The sequence below is a fragment of the Nocardia sp. NPDC005366 genome, assembly GCF_040606855.1.
Taxonomy (GTDB): domain Bacteria; phylum Actinomycetota; class Actinomycetes; order Mycobacteriales; family Mycobacteriaceae; genus Nocardia.
On sequence record NZ_JBEXFQ010000002.1, the window covers coordinates 378,222 to 396,758 of the forward strand.

18 protein-coding genes are annotated in these 18,537 nt (G+C 66.8%); 10 read left to right on the forward strand and 8 right to left on the reverse strand.

Features of this window, described 5'->3' with window-relative positions:
• The first annotated feature begins 112 nt into the window (after positions 1-112).
• Positions 113-457, forward strand: a complete 345-nt coding sequence (locus tag ABZS43_RS04040; RefSeq protein WP_355034299.1) for a plastocyanin — start codon at positions 113-115, stop codon at positions 455-457.
• A gap of 63 nt (positions 458-520) precedes the next feature.
• The gene (locus ABZS43_RS04045) at positions 521-712 is read left to right on the forward strand and encodes a hypothetical protein (protein ID WP_355034300.1); all 192 of its coding nucleotides are present in this window, start codon (positions 521-523) and stop codon (positions 710-712) included.
• Positions 713-761: 49 nt separating this feature from the next.
• Here the strand turns inward: ABZS43_RS04045 and ABZS43_RS04050 are convergent, their stop codons facing one another.
• Both ABZS43_RS04050 and ABZS43_RS04055 read right to left on the reverse strand, forming a co-directional pair.
• The gene (locus tag ABZS43_RS04050; RefSeq protein ID WP_355034301.1) at positions 762-2,048 is read right to left on the reverse strand and encodes a sigma-70 family RNA polymerase sigma factor; all 1,287 of its coding nucleotides are present in this window, start codon (positions 2,046-2,048) and stop codon (positions 762-764) included.
• Positions 2,049-2,063: 15 nt separating this feature from the next.
• Entirely contained in the window at positions 2,064-2,483 is a 420-nt protein-coding gene (locus ABZS43_RS04055) for a YciI family protein (RefSeq protein WP_355034302.1), read from the reverse strand.
• 367 nt (positions 2,484-2,850) lie between these two features.
• Between ABZS43_RS04055 and ABZS43_RS04060 the strand changes: the two genes are divergently transcribed.
• On the forward strand, positions 2,851-3,624 hold the full coding sequence (locus tag ABZS43_RS04060; RefSeq protein WP_355034303.1) for a hotdog domain-containing protein: 774 nt from the start codon (positions 2,851-2,853) through the stop codon (positions 3,622-3,624).
• A 65-nt stretch (positions 3,625-3,689) separates the two neighbouring features.
• Here ABZS43_RS04060 and ABZS43_RS04065 read toward each other — a convergent pair whose 3' ends face one another.
• Positions 3,690-5,123 (reverse strand): AarF/ABC1/UbiB kinase family protein, encoded by a 1,434-nt coding sequence (locus ABZS43_RS04065; RefSeq protein ID WP_355034304.1) that lies wholly within the window; start codon positions 5,121-5,123, stop codon positions 3,690-3,692.
• Between the two features lie 179 nt (positions 5,124-5,302).
• Positions 5,303-5,950 carry a helix-turn-helix domain-containing protein gene (locus ABZS43_RS04070; RefSeq protein ID WP_355034305.1) on the reverse strand — a complete coding sequence of 216 codons (648 nt, stop codon included), beginning with the start codon at positions 5,948-5,950 and terminating at the stop codon, positions 5,303-5,305.
• Between the two features lie 44 nt (positions 5,951-5,994).
• Here ABZS43_RS04070 and ABZS43_RS04075 point away from each other — a divergent pair, with 44 nt between their 5' ends.
• From ABZS43_RS04075 to ABZS43_RS04085, 3 genes are read left to right on the forward strand one after another with little or no spacing between them, the layout of a single operon-like run.
• Positions 5,995-7,908 carry an alpha/beta fold hydrolase gene (locus tag ABZS43_RS04075; RefSeq protein WP_355034306.1) on the forward strand — a complete coding sequence of 638 codons (1,914 nt, stop codon included), beginning with the start codon at positions 5,995-5,997 and terminating at the stop codon, positions 7,906-7,908.
• A gap of 8 nt (positions 7,909-7,916) precedes the next feature.
• Entirely contained in the window at positions 7,917-9,536 is a 1,620-nt protein-coding gene (locus ABZS43_RS04080; protein WP_355034307.1) for a hypothetical protein, read from the forward strand.
• Positions 9,533-10,156, forward strand: a complete 624-nt coding sequence (locus ABZS43_RS04085; protein ID WP_355034308.1) for a DUF305 domain-containing protein — start codon at positions 9,533-9,535, stop codon at positions 10,154-10,156. Before ABZS43_RS04080 ends, ABZS43_RS04085 begins: the two co-directional genes overlap by 4 nt.
• Before the next feature lie 20 nt (positions 10,157-10,176).
• Here the strand turns inward: ABZS43_RS04085 and ABZS43_RS04090 are convergent, their stop codons facing one another.
• The gene (locus ABZS43_RS04090) at positions 10,177-10,677 is read right to left on the reverse strand and encodes an Lrp/AsnC family transcriptional regulator (protein ID WP_355034309.1); all 501 of its coding nucleotides are present in this window, start codon (positions 10,675-10,677) and stop codon (positions 10,177-10,179) included.
• Between the two features lie 147 nt (positions 10,678-10,824).
• Here ABZS43_RS04090 and ABZS43_RS04095 point away from each other — a divergent pair, with 147 nt between their 5' ends.
• From ABZS43_RS04095 to ABZS43_RS04110, 4 genes are all read left to right on the forward strand, one after another.
• Positions 10,825-13,167 carry a pyruvate dehydrogenase gene (locus ABZS43_RS04095; protein ID WP_355034310.1) on the forward strand — a complete coding sequence of 781 codons (2,343 nt, stop codon included), beginning with the start codon at positions 10,825-10,827 and terminating at the stop codon, positions 13,165-13,167.
• A 246-nt stretch (positions 13,168-13,413) separates the two neighbouring features.
• Positions 13,414-13,587, forward strand: a complete 174-nt coding sequence (locus ABZS43_RS04100) for a CsbD family protein (RefSeq protein WP_355034311.1) — start codon at positions 13,414-13,416, stop codon at positions 13,585-13,587.
• Between the two features lie 57 nt (positions 13,588-13,644).
• Entirely contained in the window at positions 13,645-13,800 is a 156-nt protein-coding gene (locus ABZS43_RS04105) for a DUF6131 family protein (protein WP_355034312.1), read from the forward strand.
• 68 nt (positions 13,801-13,868) lie between these two features.
• Positions 13,869-14,267, forward strand: coding sequence for a hypothetical protein (locus ABZS43_RS04110; protein ID WP_355034313.1), 399 nt, complete (start codon positions 13,869-13,871; stop codon positions 14,265-14,267).
• Positions 14,268-14,350: 83 nt separating this feature from the next.
• Here the strand turns inward: ABZS43_RS04110 and ABZS43_RS04115 are convergent, their stop codons facing one another.
• The 3 genes from ABZS43_RS04115 to ABZS43_RS04125 form a co-directional block, all read right to left on the reverse strand.
• Complete coding sequence (locus ABZS43_RS04115) at positions 14,351-15,976, reverse strand: serine/threonine-protein kinase (protein WP_355034314.1); 1,626 nt, start codon at positions 15,974-15,976, stop codon at positions 14,351-14,353.
• 574 nt (positions 15,977-16,550) lie between these two features.
• On the reverse strand, positions 16,551-17,846 hold the full coding sequence (locus tag ABZS43_RS04120) for an amidohydrolase family protein (protein ID WP_355034315.1): 1,296 nt from the start codon (positions 17,844-17,846) through the stop codon (positions 16,551-16,553).
• A 44-nt stretch (positions 17,847-17,890) separates the two neighbouring features.
• Positions 17,891-18,343, reverse strand: coding sequence for a pyridoxamine 5'-phosphate oxidase family protein (locus ABZS43_RS04125; RefSeq protein WP_355034316.1), 453 nt, complete (start codon positions 18,341-18,343; stop codon positions 17,891-17,893).
• Positions 18,344-18,537: the final 194 nt, after the last annotated feature.

The following is an 18,537-nucleotide window of genomic DNA, read 5'->3' on the forward strand; positions in this document are numbered from 1 at the left end:
TACATTCGCTCGGGCATTTACCATGTGACACCAGGATGGAACCGCGCGTCAGGAGGCAGCCGTGCCAGCACGTCTTCGTCACCGCGGAGCACGGTCCGGATGGGGATTCGCGGTGAGCGGAATACTCGCACTGGTTTCGATTGCCGCCTGCGATTCCTCCTCCGAGCAGCCGCTCGCGATTCCGCCGCCCGCTCCCGCTCCGATATCCGCCGTCACCATCACCATCGACGATCTCGCCTTCAGCTCGCTGCCGACGATCACTCCCGGCGCGGTCGTCACCGTCGTCAACCACGACGCGGTCCGGCACAGCGTCACGAGCAGACGCCCCGGACTCTTCGACGAGCAGGTCGAAGCCTATCGAACCATCACATTCACCGCACCCAGCGAAATCGGCTCGCACCCGTTCTATTGCCGCTACCACGCCTTCATGGAGGGCTGGTTGAGCATCAGGCAATGACGGTGGCCGCGGCCGGTATCGGGCGCTGGCGACCGACGAAACCTGGCTGAGGGAGGAAAGCCGGTGCGCGGCGCGAGCTATCGTGGATTCGTGGGCGTTTTCGGAGAGTTGTTCCCCGGCAAGAAGCTGACCGACGAGAGCAGCCAGTCCGGCGACGGTGAGCAGCACCGACCGCGCGTCGAACTCGACCTCGACGCCGGGGTCATCCGCGTCTCGGGCAAGGCGGCGGATCGCGACGACGAAGGGTCCGACTGATCCCCGGACGATCGGCATCCCGGCCGCCCTCGCGCAGTGGTGCCGATGCTCACCCGAGATCGGCGAGTTTGCGCCCGAGCAGCACCCGCTCCCGCTCGTTCGCGCACAACCCGATCGCGCGCTCGAATTCGGTCCGCGCCTCCTCGGTGCGACCGAGGCGCGTGAGCAACTCCCCGCGCACACTCGGCAGTAGATGCGAATTCGCCAGCGCCTCTGTCGCGACCAATTCGTCCACTATCGGCAGCGCCGCGCCCGGTCCCTGCGCCATCGAAACCGCCACCGCCCGGTTGAGGTCGACCACCGGCGATGGAGCCAGACGCCCGAGCGCTTCGTAGACCAGGACGACCCGCTCCCAGTTCGTGTCATCGACCGAGGCGGCGACCGCATGACATTCGGCGATCGCCGCCTGTAGGCCGTACACCCCCAAACCCCTGCCGATCTGCGCGGCGCGCGCCAGGGCCGCGCGCCCCCTGGCGATGGCGGCGCGATCCCACCGGCGGCGGTCCTGCCGTTCGAGCAGCACCGGTTCACCGTCGGGCCCGGTGCGCGCGGGGAAACGCGCGGCCGTGAGTTCGAGCAGCGCCGAAAGCGCGTGCGCCTCCGGCTCGTTCGGCATCAATCGGGCCAGCACCCGCGCGAGACGTTGCGCCTCGCCCGCCAGGTCGAACCGAATCAGCTCGCCGCCGGAACTGGCCGAGGAGCCCTCGGTGAAGATCAGATAGACGACGCTGAGCACGGAACCGAGCCGGGCGCGGCGCTCCTCGGCGGGCGGGGCCTCGAACGGAATCCGCGCCGCCCCCAGCGTCTTCTTCGCGCGGGTGATCCTGGCCTGCACGGTCGCGGTCGGAACCAGGAACACCTTGGCGATCTCGTCGCTGGTCAAGCCGCCGACCACGCGCAGGGTCAGCGCCACCTGTGCCTCCCGTGACAGCACGGGATGGCAGGAGATGAACATCAGGGCGAGGATGTCGTCATCGATCTGGTCCGGGTCCCACAGCACATCGTCACCGTCCTGATCCGCCTGTGCGCGGTCACTTCCCGCGGCGACGCCGCCCTCTCCCAGATCGCGGGCAAGGGCGGCGTACCTGTCGTCCAAGGCGCAACGGCGGCGGAACGCATCGATCGCACGGCGACGACCGACGGTGAGCAGCCATCCCGAGGGATTGCGCGGCGCTCCCTGCCGCGGCCAGGTCACCAATGCCTCGGCCAGCGCCTCCTGGGCGAGGTCTTCGGCCAGCGCGAAATCACCGGTATAGCGCGCGAGCGCACCCACGATCCGCGCCGATTCGATTCGCCAGACGGCGGCGACGGCCTCGCGACCGGTCGGATCAGCCATCGCCGGATATCTCGCTCAGAGCTGGCCGGTGGCCTCGCGCCATGCCCGCTCCTTCTGGATCCATACGTTGTCCTGCGGGAATTCGTCGATGGATGTCACGCGGCGGATCTCGGTCTTGAATCCGGGTCCGGTCACCGGCAGGCGTTTGGCCCACTCGACGGCTTCCTCCTTGGACGCCACATTCAGGATGTAGAACCCGCCGAACAGTTCCTTGGTCTCGCCGTACGGGCCGTCGGTCACCACCGGCGTCTCCGAGGAGTAGTCGACGACCACGCCTTGCGCGGCGTCATCGAGCCCCTCCGCCGCGACCAGCACCCCGGCGCGGATCATCTCGTCGTTGAACCTGCCCACGGTCTCGAGCATCTTCTCGAAGTCGACATCCGCCATTCCCGCGTATGCCTCGTCGGTCGCGCGCATCACCAGCATGAACTTCATGGTCGTTTCTCCCTGGTTATCCGGATCCCTGTCGGACCCTCTCATAACAAGGTCGAACGGGCGATGGCGCCGATCGACACCGTCCCCGATTTTTCTGGCGAGAGTTCTTTCCCGAGGCGGACAACGTCGCGTTGAGCCAGTCGGATACACGTCAGCGAGGTGCGAGAATCGCGAGAATTCCCGACCTGACCGGCCGCGGTTGCCGCGCCACGGCCTTGTGTTCGTCGTCACGCAGGCGACTCGACTGAAAGCGCCGGGGTAGTGCTAACTTCGAAAGTTAGATTCTCAAATTAGAGAATGCAATTATCGCCGCGTGCGGTCCACGGGATCTCCCCCGCGTGCGCGCCCACCACCATGAGGAGACACCGTGACGATCGTGCCGAGCAGCCTGGACAAACGCGGACAGATCCTGCGCGAACTGGCCTTCACGACCCGACGCGTGGGCGAGGAACTGCACGGCTCCGCCGAGATCACCCCCGAGATGCACGTGCCCGGCACCACCATTCTCCGCACCTCGATCCTCGCGACCTGGGCCGATACCGTCTCGGGCCTGCTGGCCTCCCTGGTGATGGGCCCCCGTGTTCCGGTGACACTCGAACTCGATGTCAACCTGTATCGTCCGGCCCCCGGCGAGGGCACGGTGCTGGTAGTCGGGCGAGTCGTCAAAGTCGGCCGGTCGGTGTTCGTCGCCGAATTCGAATTCACCGTCGACGACGAACCGATCGCTGTCGGCGCCGCCTCCTTCATGGTCGCGCCGAACCCGGACGTCCAACTGCCGCCGACGCTGAGTGTCGAGCTGCCCCCCACAACGGACCGGCTGCCGATGCCGCTGGCCGAACGGGCCAACTGCGAACGAGTCGGCCCCGGAACGGTCCTGCTGCCCTACTCGATCGAGGGACTGAACGCCTCCGACACGATCAATGGCGGCCTCATCGCCCTGGCCGCCGAGGAGGCCGTGCTCTCCCTCGCCCCCGGCGACAGCCTCAGCTTCCTCGGCCTGCGCTATCTGCTGGGCGCTCGAGTGGGCCCGGTCATCGCCGAGGCCCGCCTGCGGGAAGGCGTGGGACGAGTAGAACTCCGGGACACGGGTAACGACAACCGCGTCACCACCCTGGCCACGGCGCGCACTTTCGGCCGCTGACGGCTCTTGCCGTGTTCACCGAGCGGGGCCGGGGAGGCCACCGTGCCTGCTGCCCGGTTGTCGAATCAGTTGTCCGGCAGACTGATACCGTGCTGCGTCACCCTGGCCGCCACCGCATCGGGAAAGATGTTGCGCAGCAGGAACAGATCGCGACCGAGCTGCCATCCCGGTGCGAGTTCGATGGCGTACCGCTCGAAATAACCCAGTTGCTTGCACATCAAGATGAGCTGTTCGGGCCCGGCGACACCGCGCCGTTGACCGAAATCCAACAGCGCGGCGGTAATCACCTGTAGGTCGAGTCGAGCGAGTTCACCGGACAGAATGGGACCGAGCACGATGGCCAACTGCCTGCCGATCGCCGAATCGTCGGCGCGCTGTTCGGCGAACAGATTCAGTTCGCGCAGCGAGAGCGCGACCGGGGTGAAGTCGCCGTCGAAGGCGCTGGCGTAGAACATCGCGCGCACCATCGCACGCCACGGCGGCGCCATGGTGCCGACGATTCCGAAATCCAGCATCGCCAGCCTGCCGTCATCGAGGAGCCACAGATTTCCCGCGTGCACATCACCGTGGAAAAGGCCGTGCACGATGACCCCCTCCAACCAGACCTTCACCAGTCGCCGGATCAGCATCTCCGGGTCGGCGTGCGCCGCGGCGACGACGTCGAACCGATCCAGCGGAACACCGCGCAGCCGCTGCATGCAGATCGTGCGTGGGCCGCAGAACTCCCAGTAGACCTCGGGGACGACGACTTCGGTGTTGTCACCGAAGGCGTCGAGATTGGCCCGGATGCGGCTCTGGTTGTCCGCTTCGAGGAGAAAGTTCAACTCGGTGACGGTCACCTCGTAGAGGTCGCGCACCACGCCGACGGCATTCACGACCCTGGCGGATTCTAATCGTCGTTCGAGCAGTCGGGCCAGCACCAACGCGGCGCGCAGATCGATGAACATCCGGCGCGCGATCCTCGGACGCTGCACCTTGACCACGGCCTCGCGCCCGTCGGCGAGTACGCACGCGTGCACCTGCGCGACCGACGCCGCCGATAGCGGGGTGCTGTCGAATTCGAGGAATACCTCGGACAGCGGTCGGCCGAGATCCTGCTCGACGATGCGTCGAGCCATGGCCGCGGGAAAGGGAGGCACATCGTCGAGACAGCGCAGGCACGCGTCGGATAGTTCACGGGGGAACGCTCCGGAGGCCGAGGCGATCAACTGCCCGAGTTTCACGAACATCGGGCCGAGTCGTTCGAATCCGTCGACGATACCGTCGGCGACGACCTCCCGCCGAGTGGGCCGCTCGGCCCCGCGCCGCAGAGTCGACGCGAGCCACCCGAGCAATCGGCGCGCGATCATCGCGCCGAGCACGAGGCCGATGGTGACCACGCGGATCGCTTCGCGCACACCGAAGGTATCGAGCCGGGGCCGGTCGACGAGGAAATCCGCCGCGGGCCGGTGCTGACGAATCCGCGGTTCGTGCACGAGGGGGGCGGGTTCGGTACTCACGCGTGCCGCACCGCGGGGTCGGTGCGGCGTGTCCGGATCCGGGCATGCCGGGTGAGAGTCGGGTTCATGATCGGTCCTCATCTGTCGCTACCTACCGGAAGACAAGCCTGACGTCATGGTCGCCGAAGGCAATCGAATTCGACAGTGCGACATCCACGCGCCGGGCGGTCGTTCGACGGTCACGGCGGCGAGCCCGTGACCAACGGCGCGATGGCGTGACGGGCGATGCGCCGCGCGGTCAGCTCGTCGTCGAGGTCGTAGCGGGTGCTCGGCAGCACGAGGTAGCCCAGTGTCAGCCGGATGATGGCGTCGGCCTGGATATCCGGATCCGATTGCGGGAGCACACCTTCGGCTTGTCCGGCGACGATATGGGCCGCGATGAAACGATGTCCGATATCGAGCGGTGACGGGTCTCCGGCGGACAGCATCGCGAGCAGCTCGGCATTGTGCGCGGCGTCGGGGTTGCCCGCGATGAACCGTCGACGCAGCCGCAGGCAGGCGACGAAGGCTTCCACGATGCGCTCGGTGGGGTCGGTCACGGTGAGGAATGTGGTGGCGATCGCGGTGAGGAATGTGCGCAGCGTCTGCGCCATGGCCGCTTCGAACAGCGCGTCCTTACCCCCGAACCGGCGAAACAGGGTCGCGCGGCTCACTCCGGACCGTGCGGCGACGTCATCCATCGTCGCCGCCCTGGTGCCCCGCTCGGCGAGCACCGTCAGCGCGGCGTCGAATACGTGGTCATCGCCGACGACCGTGGTAGCGCCGGAGACCGCCTGTTCGATCGCGCGTTCGAACAGGCTGGTCAGCGGCGCACCCGGGCGGGTCATCCGATCAGTATTGCACTTGAGACCATTATGCTAATAATAGTCTCATGACTGATGTGGTGGACACGCGGGCGGCGACCGGCAATGAGCCGACGCCGCTGGGACCGGATTCGGTGGCCTGGTCGGTATTCGGGGATCTCACGTTCGTACTCGGCGCCTCGCGCCGTCTGCTCATCGATGTGGCGCATCCGGTAGTCGCGGCGGGCGTGCGCGAGTTCTCGGTCTTCGAAACCGATCCCTACGGCCGTGCCGAGCGCACCCTGGACATGATCATGGGTGTGGTCTACGGGCGCGAGGACTCGCTGGCGACCGCCCGGCGGCTGCGCGAGCTGCACCGCGAAATCAAGGGCACGAAACCGGACGGATCGCGCTGGAGCGCACTGAATCCCGAAGCGTTTCACTGGGTGCACGCCAGTCTCGTCCACGGCGTCTACACCCAGCAGAAGGTGCTCGGCCGCGGCTGGCGTCCCGGTGAGATCGAGCGGTTCTATCTCGAGATGCGTCAGGTGGGACGACTCTACGGTGTCCGCGAGCAGGATATGCCGCCCGACTGGGCGGCGTTCACACGATGGTTCGAGCAGATGGCGGCCACCCGGCTCGAACGGTCGGATATGACCGATCGGGTACTGGCCGTAGTCGATTCGCCGAAGCCACCGCCGGTTCCCGTGCTGCGCCACGGCATCGTGTGGAACTACACCGTGCGGCCGGTGGCGGGGCGGGTACTCGCGCTGATCACCGCGGGACTGCTGACGCCGGAGTTGCGCGAGCTACTCGGGGTGCCGTGGAATCGCAGCCGCCGGTTGGCCTTCGACGCGCTCGCCGCGGTCTCGCGCAATACCGTGCCGCGGCTGCCGCGTTCGCTGCGGCTGGTGCCACAGGCGCGACGCGCGATGCGACAGGCACGGCGCGCCGGTTCTGCGGGGTCACGCGGCGACGATTCGGCGTCGCCGGCGGGCCTACCCTTCGAGGTCGTCGACGTCCGCAGCGCGGACGGGACACGCCTGCACGTCGAGATCCACGGTCCGGCCGACGCGCCGACGATCGTGCTCGCCCACGGCATCCTGTGCTCACTCGGATTCTGGCGCAAACAGATCGAGCGGCTCGGCAGCGAATTCCGGATCGTCGCCTACGATCAGCGCGGACACGGCCGCAGTGCTGTGGCCCGCGCCGGGCGCTACAGCATGGATCATCTCGCCGACGACCTGCACGCGGTGCTCGCCGCCACGGTCCCGGCGGACAGGACCGCTGTGGTCGCCGGGCATTCCCTGGGCGGAATCGCGGTGATGGCTTGGGCCGCACGCTATCCGGCCGATATCGCCGCCCGCGCTTCTGCAGTCGCCCTCGTGAACACCACTCCGGGTGCGATCCTGGACAATGTGAGGTTTCTCCGTGGCCCCGACAGCTTGATCGGCCTCCGTCGTCGCCTAGCGCAGACCGTGGTGCCACTGGCCGGGCTGCCGATGCCGCGCCGTATACCGTTGCGCCGCAAGTTGTTGACGCAGATCGCGGTCGGCGCGCCCGCCGCGGCGGAGATCGGGCTGCAACTGGATCGCATGATCGGCGCGACGTCCGCCGGTGGGCGCGGCGGTTACGGGGCCATGCTGGTCAATCTGGTGACGACCATCGACGCGGCCTCGGTGAATGTCCCGGCCCTGGTGATCGCCGGGCGACGAGACCGGATCGCGCCACCGGCACGGTCGCGCCTGATCGCCTCCCAGCTGCCGGAGTTGCTCGACCTCATCGAACTGGACTGCGGGCACTGTGCGCCACTGGAATTCCCGGACGCGGTCTCCGACGCCCTGCGAGAGCTGGCTACCCGACCGACCGGGACGGCCCGGATTCACCCCGTACCCGACGAAGCCGCCCACCGCGACGCAGCGGCAGCCGGAAACCACGCCACCACTGACGAATTCGATGCCGATCGGGAACACTCCGATCGGGTGAGCACCCCCGAACGATAGGACCACCGATGATCACCGGGCGAGACAACGATGTCGCTATCGACCGGACGCGCCGATGGCGCGGACCCAGGCCCGGTGAACCGCCGCGGTGGCGGCGCAGGTCGGTCGCACAGGCGGCGAGCACACTCGCGGCGGCGGCCGTCCTGGTCGCGGGATCGGCCGTCGGAACCGCCGCACCATCCCATGGCATCGATGAGTTCACCGGGGTGTGGCCGACGGCGGTGGACCCGGCGTCGTGCCGCGCGGGCGATCTGACCGAAACCGGCATCCAGGGCGAAGTCCCGCTCGCTGACCGCGAATCCGGCCGCAGCACAGCCGGATACAACTGCAATATCGATCTGATCGGGCAGTACCAGGGACTCGGCGCCGGACCGGTGAGCCCGTCCTACGACCACTGCGCCTACCTCGCGTCGACCTTCCCGACCAACCTGCTCGGCCCCGACGCGGGCGTGCACGTCATCGACGTCAGCGATCCCGCCAACCCGGTCCGCACGGCAGTGCTGTCCGAACCGGCCATGCTCGGCGGCACCTGGGAGTCGCTGAAGGTGCACCGGGGCCGCGGCCTGCTCGTCGGCACCGGGGTCGGCCTGATCGAGGGCGCGGGTTTCCTCTCCGTCTACGACATCTCCGAAGACTGCGCGCATCCGCGACTGCTGAACACCACGACCGGCTCGATGCTGAACATGCCCGTCCCGATCACCACGCACGAGGGTGATTTCTCCCCGGACGGCAACACCTACTGGGCTTCCGGTATCGCGCCCGGCTGGATCAGCGCCGTCGACATCACCGATCCCGCCCAACCGATGGTGGTGTGGGGCGGTCTCACCGGAATCGAGGCCCACGGTATGGGTTTCACCCCGGACGGCAACACCATGTTCCTGTCGAATCTGACCGGACTGACGGTGATCGACGTCTCGGCAGTGCAGAATCGTATGCCGCACACCGTGATCGGCCATCCGCTTCCGCATATCGGTCAGAAATTCTGGACCGACGGCCAGATCACCCAGCACAGCGTTTTCGTCACCTACGACGGTCGTCCCCATATCTTCACCGTCGATGAGGGCGGCTCGGGCGGGGTGAAACTCTTCGACATCGCCGATCCGGCGAATCCCAGCTGGCGCAACAGCGTCAAGCTCGCGATCAACCTGCCCCAACACCAGGATCGTTGGGCCTCGAGCAGCGCGGGCAACGGGGCATTCGGCTACGACGCGCACTACTGCTCGGTCGATCGGCCCGACAATCCGCGCACACTGGCATGCGGCTGGATCCAATCCGGCATCCGGGTTTTCGACGTCAGCGACCCGGATCATTTCGCCGAGATCGCCTACTTCAACCCGCCCGCGCAAACGGGCAAACATCTGCGACTGCCGAATTCGCTGCACGCCACTCTCGGTTCGATCATCGGGCCCCCCGTAATCGGCACCCTCGCGCTGGCGCGCGCAGTCCTGCAGGGCCAGACGGGAATCGACGGGGTCATCAACGATCAGAGTCGGCTCGTCGGCGGTGACCTGTCCGCCGACTGGTGCCTGTCGCCGCCCGAATTCCACGGCGACACGCTGTATGTCGCGTGCATGGACAACGGATTCATGGCATTGCGGCTCGATCCCGCCGTATATCCGCCGCGATGAGGACGCGACGGTGGCACACGCCGGTCGCGCTGGTGGTCGCGGCGGGCGTGTGCGTCGCGGCCGGAGTCCTGATCGGCTGGTTCGGGCGCGGCGAGCCGGAGACCGGGGCGACGCCGATTCTGGCTGACGCCGATATCGTTTTCGCGCAACAGATGTCGGCGCATCACCAGCAGGCGATCACGATGGTGGACATGCTCGGCTCCGGGGCCACGCCCGATGTGCGTGCGGTGGCCGAGCAGATCAGGGCGTCTCAATGGCGCGAGATCGGTACCCTGACCGGCTGGCTGGAGCTGACCGGAATGCCAGTGCAGCAGCCCGGAGCTCCCGACTCCAGCGGCGACCACCACGGCCACGCCGCGGGAATGCCGGGCATGGCGTCGAACGAGGAACTGACCCGGCTCTATCACGCGACCGGCGACGAGCGCGACGTGCTGTTCCTGCAACTGATGATCCGTCATCATCAGGGCGGTGTCGCCATGGCGGCGGCAGCGGCGGAGGTCACCGCTGTCCCCGCTGTCCGGGCCCGCGCGATATCCATCGTCAACGGCCAGCAGCAGGAGATCACGCTGATGACGGTGTCATTGGACAAGCGAGGCGGGTCGGCGCTGCCGTATCCGTGACCGCGCGTTCCCGAGGGCATTCACGGCTGTATCCGATCGGATGTCCTCGAGGCGAGCCGCTCGATCAACGGCGTCAGCCGATACTCGACCAACTCTCGCATCACCAGTGCCGTATTGGTGCGTTTGACGCCCTTGATTCCCAGGATCCGACCGGCGATCCGATAGAGGTCATCGGCGTCACGCGCGACCACCTGGATCAGCAGATCCGACACACCACTGAGCCCGTGTACCTCCACCACCTCGGGGATGGTGTCGAGCGCAGCCGCGACCTCGCTGAGCAAACGCTGTTTGACGTTGGTGAAAACGTAGGCCCGCAGCGGATAGCCCAGGAATCCGGGTTCCACGCGCCGCTCGAAGGACCCGAGCACAGCCGACTGATCCCAGCGCGCCATCCGGGCCTGAACCGTATTGCGGGAGACACCGATGCGGTCGGCCAACGCGATCGTCGGCGCTCGCGGGTCCTCCCGCAACGCCCGCAGCAGTCGACCATCGATGTCGTCGCCGGTGGTCTTCCTTGTCATTCTGCTGACCTTTCACCGAGGCAATCGACCGGAATGCGTGCACTCTGATCAAAAATACCATCGATGTTTGCGCGGATCTTCCAAGAATGGTGCACTCAGCTAACAGTTCTGCATAAACATGCCGTGATCGTCTCCAGGGAAGTCACCATGACCGCACCGTTTCCGGCTCCCCCGCCGGACGCCACCACGCGGGTCCACGATCGCCACCTCGACATCCTCGAAGAGATCGAGCGTCGAGTGCTGTGGTTGTCGACCGGAATCGTCCATCACGCCAACCGGATACGTCCGAATCCGAGCGGACTCAAGGTCGGTGGGCACCAGGCTTCCTGTGCGTCGATGGTGTCGATCATGACCTCGCTGTGGTTCGAACAGCTCGGCCCGGACGACCGCGTGTCGGTCAAACCCCACGCGTCGCCGGTGCTGCACGCGATCAACTATCTGCTCGGCGCACTCGACGAGCGCTATTTGCCGACCCTGCGCGAGTTCGGCGGGCTGCAGTCCTATCCCAGCCGCGCCAAAGATCCCGACCCCGTGGACTATTCGACGGGATCGGTCGGCATCGGCGCCACCGCCCCCATCTGGGGCGCCATCGCGCGACGCTACGTGAACGCCACAACCGGCAGCACCGGAACCGGACGACAGTATTCACTGGTAGGCGATGCCGAACTCGACGAGGGGGCGGTGTGGGAAGCCATCCTCGACCCCTCCGTCGCCGAACTCGGCGAGATAGTGTGGATCGTCGACATGAACCGCCAGTCGCTGGACCGTGTGGTTCCGAACATCGCCGCCGCGCGACTGGAGAGCATGTTCGCCGCGGCGGGCTGGCAGGTGCTGGCAGTCCGGTTCGGCACACTGCTGGAATCACTGTTCACGCGTGCGGGCGGCGAGCATTTGCGCACCAGAATTCTGGCGATGCCGAATCCGGAATATCAGCGTCTGCTGCGTTGCGGCGCCGACGAGCTGCGGCGGCGACTGCCCGGCGCCGGGGCTTGCTCGGCGCCGATCGCCGAATTGATCGCCGGACTCGACGACGCCACACTCCGTCGCGCCATCCGCAACCTCGGCGGCCACGATCTCGACGCATTACGCACGGCATACGCGCAGATAGACGACGAGCGACCGACCGTGATCATCGCTTACACCATCAAAGGTTACGGCCTGCCCACCGAGGGGCATCCGCAGAACCATTCGTCACTGCTGACCGTCGATCAGTTCGCCGAATTGGCAACCGCCCTCGGGATGGACCCCGCAGATCCGTGGCGCGGATTCGATGAACGAACGCAGGCGGGCCAGCTGTGCCGATCGGCGGCCGATCGGCTGCGCAGGACCGAATCCGCCTATGTCACACCGCCTCCCGTGCCCGCAGACCTCGGCCGCACGCCCTCGGGCACCGCCACCACCCAGGCCGCGCTCGGACGGACCCTGCTCGACTTGTCGCGGCAGGCGCCCGACGCCGCCGAACGCGTTGTCACCGTGAGCCCGGACGTCAGTTCGAGCACCAATCTCGCGGGCTGGCTCAACAAGGTCGGCGTATGGGCGCCGCACGAACGCCACAACTGGTTCGCCGACGACACCGAGACCATCATGCACTGGCGGGAGAAGCCGACAGGTCAGCACGTGGAACTGGGCATCGCGGAAACAAATCTCGTCGGTTTGATGGGTGAACTCGGCGCCACCTGGAGCCGGTGGGGCCAGCCGCTGTTCCCGATCGGGGTGCTCTACGACCCATTCGTCGAGCGCGCACTCGAACCGTGGTCCTACGGCATCTACGCGGGCGGCCAATCGATCCTCGTCGGCACGCCCTCCGGGATCAGCCTCGCCGCCGAAGGCGGTGCGCACCAATCCATCACGACGCCATCGATCGGACTCGAACAGCCGGGCTGCGTCAGCTACGAACCGGCCTTCGCCATCGAAGTCGAATGGATTCTGCTCGATGCCATCTCCCGACTCGGACGCCCCGACGGCAGCTCGTCGTATCTTCGGTTGTCGACCCGGCCCGTCGACCAGAGACTGGCCGCGGTCCCGTCCGATCCGACCGCACGTCAGCGTCGCCGCCGCCATGTGCTCGCGGGTGCGTACCTGCTGCGCAAGGCGCCGCGACCAGCGGTCACCCTTGTCGCGATGGGCGCGATGGTTCCCGAAACCCTGTTCGCTGCGGACCGGCTCTCGGCTCAGGGTGTGGACGCCGACGTCGTGTGCGTCACCAGCCCCGGCCTGCTCTTCGAAGCAGTGCAAGCCCGGCGTGGCGTCGGCGCGGGCCACCCGTGGGTCCTGGAGAGGGTCTTTCCTCGGGAGCGGTCCGCGCCGATGGTGACCGTCCTGGATGGGCATCCCCACACCTTGACCTTCCTGTCCGCCGTCAATCAGGTCCGCACGGTGTCGTTGGGGGTCAGCGGATTCGGGCAGTCGGGCTCGCTCGCGGATGTCTACCGACATCACGGCATCGACGCGGACGCGATCGTCGGCGCCGCGCTCGACCTCGCCGACTGATCGCGGAGGTGGTCGCCCCGGACAGATCCCGCGTAGGCCGGACAACGTTGACAGCAAAGCGTCCAGCGGAGTTGACTTAAAGATCTACACTTGAAAACCGCTGGTCATCCGCCATAGGCAATGACGATCCGGCCGGAGTCTTCATGAGGCGGTGCTCGCGTATCGGGCAGCACCGCGACGAACTGCCGCAGGCCACGAGGGCGCCCGATAGACGACTGCCGGATCGGTCACCAAGGAGAACCGGACATGAGTATCACCAAGAAACTCGCGTACAAGTTCGAAGCCGTCAAGGGCAGCGCCAAGAAGAGGGTCGGCCGCGTTACCGGAAATACCCGCCTCAGGGCCGAGGGGCGCGGCGGCCAGATCGCGGGCAACACCAAACAAGCCGGCGCCAAGATCAAGGACGCATTCAAACACTGACCGGCGCCATCCGCGGCCGGAGTCCTCCGGTCCCTCCCTCGAGATCAAGAGGTCGCCATGATTATTCTCGGAATCATCCTGCTCGTCGTGGGATTCCTCCTCGATATTCCGATCCTGTGGACCATCGGGCTCGTCGTCCTGGTCATCGGCCTGGTGCTGCTATTGCTGGGATCGATGGGCCGCGCCGTCGGGGGCCGCCGCCACTACTACTGACCTGTCCGCACTTCTGACCTGTACACGGGCCACATCGCTCATCAGCAACCAACTCCAAGGAGCTGAAGATGGCCACCAGCACCATCGTTTGGATCATCGTCATCGCGGTCGTCGTAATTCTGCTCTTGGCAGCGCTCGGATGGGCGCTGCAGCGCAAACGCACGCAGCAGCGCCATGCCGAAGCCGAGCAGATCCGCGCCGAGAACGTCAAACAGTCCCGGCAGGTCCGGCAGCGTGAAGCGCTCGCCGACGAGACCGCCGCGAAGGCGCGCGCGGCCGCCGCCGAGGCCGACGCCAAAGCCGCCCACGCCGCCGGATTGGAACAGCAAGCATCCGAACACCGCAGTGCGGCCGCGTCCTCGCGCGACGCGCTGAACCGGGAACGTGAACGTGCCGATCAGATCGACCCGGCATCGAAGACGACCGACGAGTCGGAGCATTCGCGTGGGAGTGATCGCACCACCTAGCGCGACACCAGTACCGAACCGGCCTGCGACGCAACCGATCAGCGGTTCTCGGCCGCGCTCACGAGAACACTGACCGGTAGGCGCTACTTGTACGGCTTGGGCGGCTTGGCAATGCCAATGCCGTTGCCATTGCTGTTGCCATTGCCGTTGCTACTGCCAATGCCGTTGCCGTTGCTACTGCCATTGCCATTGCTGCCGTTGCCATTGCCGCTGTTGCCGGAATTGCCTTGGCCCGAGCTACTTCCTTGGCCCGAGCTGTTTCCTTGGCTCGGGCCGGAGTTGTCGTCGACCCCGGGTGCGTCCATGTTCGGCTCGACCGTAATGGGCTGCGGCGGTACCCGAGTCCAGCTCGCGCTGTCACCGGAACCGGTGCAGTGCAGCGATACGCCGTCGCCGTCGAATCCGGTGCCGTACACGGCCGGATCACATGGCTGCCCGACCACCGGAGTGCTCACGATCGCCGGCGCGGCGATCGGTGCCGCGGTGGGCAGCGAAGGGACTGCCGTCGGGGTGCCGGGCCGGGTGGTCGGTACGGCGGAATCGGTCTCGGCGGCGCCGGGCCTGCCGAGCCAGAGCGCGCCGCCGATCACCGCGGCGAGAACGGCCAATGCCGCGACGGCGAACCGCGGCCGCTCGCGCAGCGGGCCGTATGTCCTCGGGCGGGTGGTTGGTCGCGTCGAGAGCGGAGGTGCCGCGCTGCCCGGCGCCGGTGCGGACTGTCCCGCGACGGAGTGTGCGACGGGAGTCCGCGCGGCATCGGCCGCGATCCAATTGGTCGATGTCGCGTGCAGCGGGGCCGTCGCGTGGACTGTTCCCGAGTACGCGGCCGGGGCGACCGCGGTCGCGATCACCGCTGTCGGAGTGGCCACCGGCGAGATCTCGACGGTCGGCATATCCTTCCCCGTCGCCGCGGCATAGGCCGCGGCCGCGAATTCGCCGGCGCTGGACCAGCGCTGACCCGGGTCCTTGGCCATGCCGCGGGCGATCACCGCGTCCAGCTCGGCGGGTACGGCAGCGACCAGGTCACTCGCCGCCGGTGGCGTCGCCAACAGGTGGGCACACATCTGCTCGGGCGAATCGCCGTCGCCGAAGGGCCGTCGGCGGGTGAGCAGTTCGTAGAGCACACACGCCAGTGAGTACTGATCCGAACGCGCGTCGGCGGCCCCGGCGAACCGCTCGGGCGCCAGGTATCCGAGGGTGCCGACCATCTGGCCGGTGGCGGTGATCGGGGGCTGGCCGGTGCGGGTGGCGATGCCGAAATCGATCAGGCAGACAGACCCGGTCGGTGTCACCATCAGGTTCGAGGGTTTGACGTCCCGGTGCACGAGACCGATCCGGTGCGCGGCATCGAGCGCGGTGGCGGCCTGTGAGACGATCCGGACCGCCGGTTCGGGAGCCAGTCGCCCCTCGCGGCGCAGCAACACGGCCCCGTCGATTCCCTCGATGAATTCCATGTCCAGGTAGAGGCGGCCGTCCAGCTCGCCGAAGCTGTGGATCGGCACGGTGTGCGGGCCACGCAACAGGGCGGCCAGGCGAGCCTCCCGGGTGAAGCGCTGCCGGTATGTGGGATCGGCGGCCAGCTCGGCCGCGAGCACCTTCAGCGCCACGTTCTGATCGGTGCGAGTGTCGCGTGCGAGCCAGACCCTACCCGTGCCGCCGCTGCCGAGCAGTCGCTCCAGGCGGTAGTGGCCGAACCACATCTCGCCCATGTTCAAACCTCCCCGCTAGCCTCTTCCTCATGACGGAGTACCCGAAATCCGCGTAGGCACCGCGGAGCGCGAACAATCGCTACAGCGGTAGTCCGATCATTTCGCAGTGGGCGGCTCAGCGTCGCGGAATTCGCCGAACGCGGCGCGATGATCGCCTCCGCCGTCCCCCTGGCAATCTGGAGCAGGTGCTCACTGACCTCCTCGAATCGGTCACGGCTGCGCGACACCGAGTTCCGAGGCGCGTCTCGGTTCGCTACTGGCGCCCACTCATCGAACCATCGCGGGCTCGCCGACTCGCACGCGGGGGGAGGAATCGTTTTCGTTGAGCCACAGTCGATTCCGAGTGTGGCTCGAGGTAGGGACTGGCGTGCGCCTCATCGTGTCACGTCCGGGTGGGGAGTTCTATCGCAGTTCCCACCCGCCCTCCCGTGTACGCGGCACTTGACGTCGGGGGTCGATCGGGGGTGGTGACCTGCGCGTTCGGAGCGGTCAGCAGGCGCGGACTCGACAAAGCCCCCGAGCGAGCCGTCCGGAACGCACACAGGGTCGACCACCCACGATCAACCGGCCGGATTCAACGCGCTGTCTGCACCGCGCGACGTGCGCGTTCGCGATAGCCCGCCATCTTCTCCTCGGCCGCGACGATTCGGTGGCTGCGCGACCGGATGCTCACATCGTGTCCGGCGACCGATCGACGCAGAGCACCGACGGTGGCCTGCTCGCGCGGGATGTGGGCGAAGGGATCGAAGGAGTACCACCGCATCGCGTTCTCGTGGGTGATCTTGTCGATGTCGGCGTCGGGGACGTGATCGGCGGTGAACACCTCGTGCAGTTCTTCGGGTGCGTTCGGCCACATCGAGTCGCTGTGCGGGTAGTCCGCTTCCCAGCAGATGTTGTCGATGCCGATGTCGTGGCGCAACCGGACACCCAGCGGATCGCTGATGAAACATGTCAAGAAGTGCTCGCGGAATACCTCACTGGGGCGGCGGCCACCGAAGTCCTGCAGCGTCCAGGTCGAGTGCGTGTCGAAGGTGCGATCGACGCGCTCCAAGAAATACGGAATCCAGCCGGTGCCGCCCTCGGACAGCGCGATGCGAATACCCGGATAATCCTTGATAACCCGCGACCACAGCAGATCCGCCGCCGCCGACACGATGTTCATCGGCTGCAGGGTGATCATGACGTCGGGTGGCGAATCCACCGCAGGCACCGACAGCCGACCGGAGGAACCGATGTGCACGCTGAGCACGGTGTCGGTATCGACGAGGGCTTGCCACAACGGATTCCAGTACGGATCGTGGAAACTCGGGTAGCCGAGCGCGGCGGGGTTCTCGGTGAAGGTGAGCGAGTGCACTCCCTTCTCGGCCACTCGCCGTACTTCCGCGGCACAGGCCTGGGCGTCCCAGATGACCGGCAGCGCCATCGGTATGAATCGACCAGGATAGGCAGCGCACCATTCATCGATGTGCCAATCGTTGTAGGCGCGCACCAGCGCCAGCGAGAAATCCGGGTCGTCGGTGGCGAACAGCCGGGCGGCGAAGCCAGGGAACGACGGAAAATTCATCTGCGCCAGGATGCCGCCCGCACTCATATCCTTGACGCGTTCGTGCACGTCGTAACAGCCGGGACGGATCTCATCGAGCCCCTGCGGCTCCATGCCGTATTCCTCTTTGGGCCGCCCCGCGACCGCGTTGAGCGCGGCGTTGGGAATGACTACGTCGCGGAAGGTCCACACGTCCGTGCCGTCGTCTCGGTGGACCAACCGCGGCGCGTCGGCCAGATAGCGGCGCGGCAGATGATTCGTGAACATCTCCGGGGGTTCGATGATGTGGTCATCGACGCTGATCAAAATCATGTCATCGAGATTCATGGACTTCTCCATTGTTGTGCCGAACGGCGGGATAGGCAGGGGTGTCACATCTTTCGGAAATCCCAGCTGGTGAACTTCTGTGGTTCCAGACGCAGCCAGGCGTGACGGCCGTCGTAGTGCATCTCGTCGCGGCCTGCGTATTTGCGAGCGAACAACCGCTCGGGCGTCGCCAGGTCGGGGTCGGGCGTGCCAGTACGGGGGGCCTCGCCCACGGGGGTCAGCACACCGCGGATCTCCACCCCCCGCAACTCGTTGAATTCGCGGCCTGCGTCGATGAGCACAGCGACCCGAGGGTCGCGCACGATATCGGTCCAGCGTTGGCTCTTCACCACCGAGTTGAGCCACAACGCCGTGCCGTCCCAGACGAACCAGAGGGCGGTCAGATGTGGCCCGTCCGGGCCGGCTGTCGCGACGCGGCAGGTCCGCTCCTCGGCGAGGAATGCATCGATCTCGGACGGGGTCATGGCGATCTTGCGTCCTCGCCGCTGCTGCTTCATCGACCGATACCTCTTTCGGTTGCCGTGTGGCACCCGCTCAGCGCCCGAGCATGAAGCTGCCGATCACCGCTATGCGATCATTGCTCCCATTTCTGATTCGGTAGTATGCGAGCGTTGATCGCATACTGTCAAGTGATGTCCACACGAGCGGATGGAGCCGGATGCGCTGTCTTGAACCGCACCTCGCCTCGGCC

What these genes read in the sequence shown, in the direction of transcription:
- ABZS43_RS04090 (WP_355034309.1), bottom strand. Translation starts at nt 10,677, where the DNA reads ATGACAAGGAAGACCACCGGCGACGACATCGATGGTCGACTGCTGCGG.
- ABZS43_RS04075 (WP_355034306.1), top strand. Translation starts at nt 5,995, where the DNA reads ATGACTGATGTGGTGGACACGCGGGCGGCGACCGGCAATGAGCCGACG.
- ABZS43_RS04120 (WP_355034315.1), bottom strand. Translation starts at nt 17,846, where the DNA reads ATGAATCTCGATGACATGATTTTGATCAGCGTCGATGACCACATCATC.
- ABZS43_RS04115 (WP_355034314.1), bottom strand. Translation starts at nt 15,976, where the DNA reads ATGGGCGAGATGTGGTTCGGCCACTACCGCCTGGAGCGACTGCTCGGC.
- ABZS43_RS04080 (WP_355034307.1), top strand. Translation starts at nt 7,917, where the DNA reads ATGATCACCGGGCGAGACAACGATGTCGCTATCGACCGGACGCGCCGA.
- ABZS43_RS04105 (WP_355034312.1), top strand. Translation starts at nt 13,645, where the DNA reads ATGATTATTCTCGGAATCATCCTGCTCGTCGTGGGATTCCTCCTCGAT.
- ABZS43_RS04100 (WP_355034311.1), top strand. Translation starts at nt 13,414, where the DNA reads ATGAGTATCACCAAGAAACTCGCGTACAAGTTCGAAGCCGTCAAGGGC.
- ABZS43_RS04125 (WP_355034316.1), bottom strand. Translation starts at nt 18,343, where the DNA reads ATGAAGCAGCAGCGGCGAGGACGCAAGATCGCCATGACCCCGTCCGAG.
- ABZS43_RS04110 (WP_355034313.1), top strand. Translation starts at nt 13,869, where the DNA reads ATGGCCACCAGCACCATCGTTTGGATCATCGTCATCGCGGTCGTCGTA.
- ABZS43_RS04055 (WP_355034302.1), bottom strand. Translation starts at nt 2,483, where the DNA reads ATGAAGTTCATGCTGGTGATGCGCGCGACCGACGAGGCATACGCGGGA.
- ABZS43_RS04095 (WP_355034310.1), top strand. Translation starts at nt 10,825, where the DNA reads ATGACCGCACCGTTTCCGGCTCCCCCGCCGGACGCCACCACGCGGGTC.
- ABZS43_RS04070 (WP_355034305.1), bottom strand. Translation starts at nt 5,950, where the DNA reads ATGACCCGCCCGGGTGCGCCGCTGACCAGCCTGTTCGAACGCGCGATC.
- ABZS43_RS04085 (WP_355034308.1), top strand. Translation starts at nt 9,533, where the DNA reads ATGAGGACGCGACGGTGGCACACGCCGGTCGCGCTGGTGGTCGCGGCG.
- ABZS43_RS04050 (WP_355034301.1), bottom strand. Translation starts at nt 2,048, where the DNA reads ATGGCTGATCCGACCGGTCGCGAGGCCGTCGCCGCCGTCTGGCGAATC.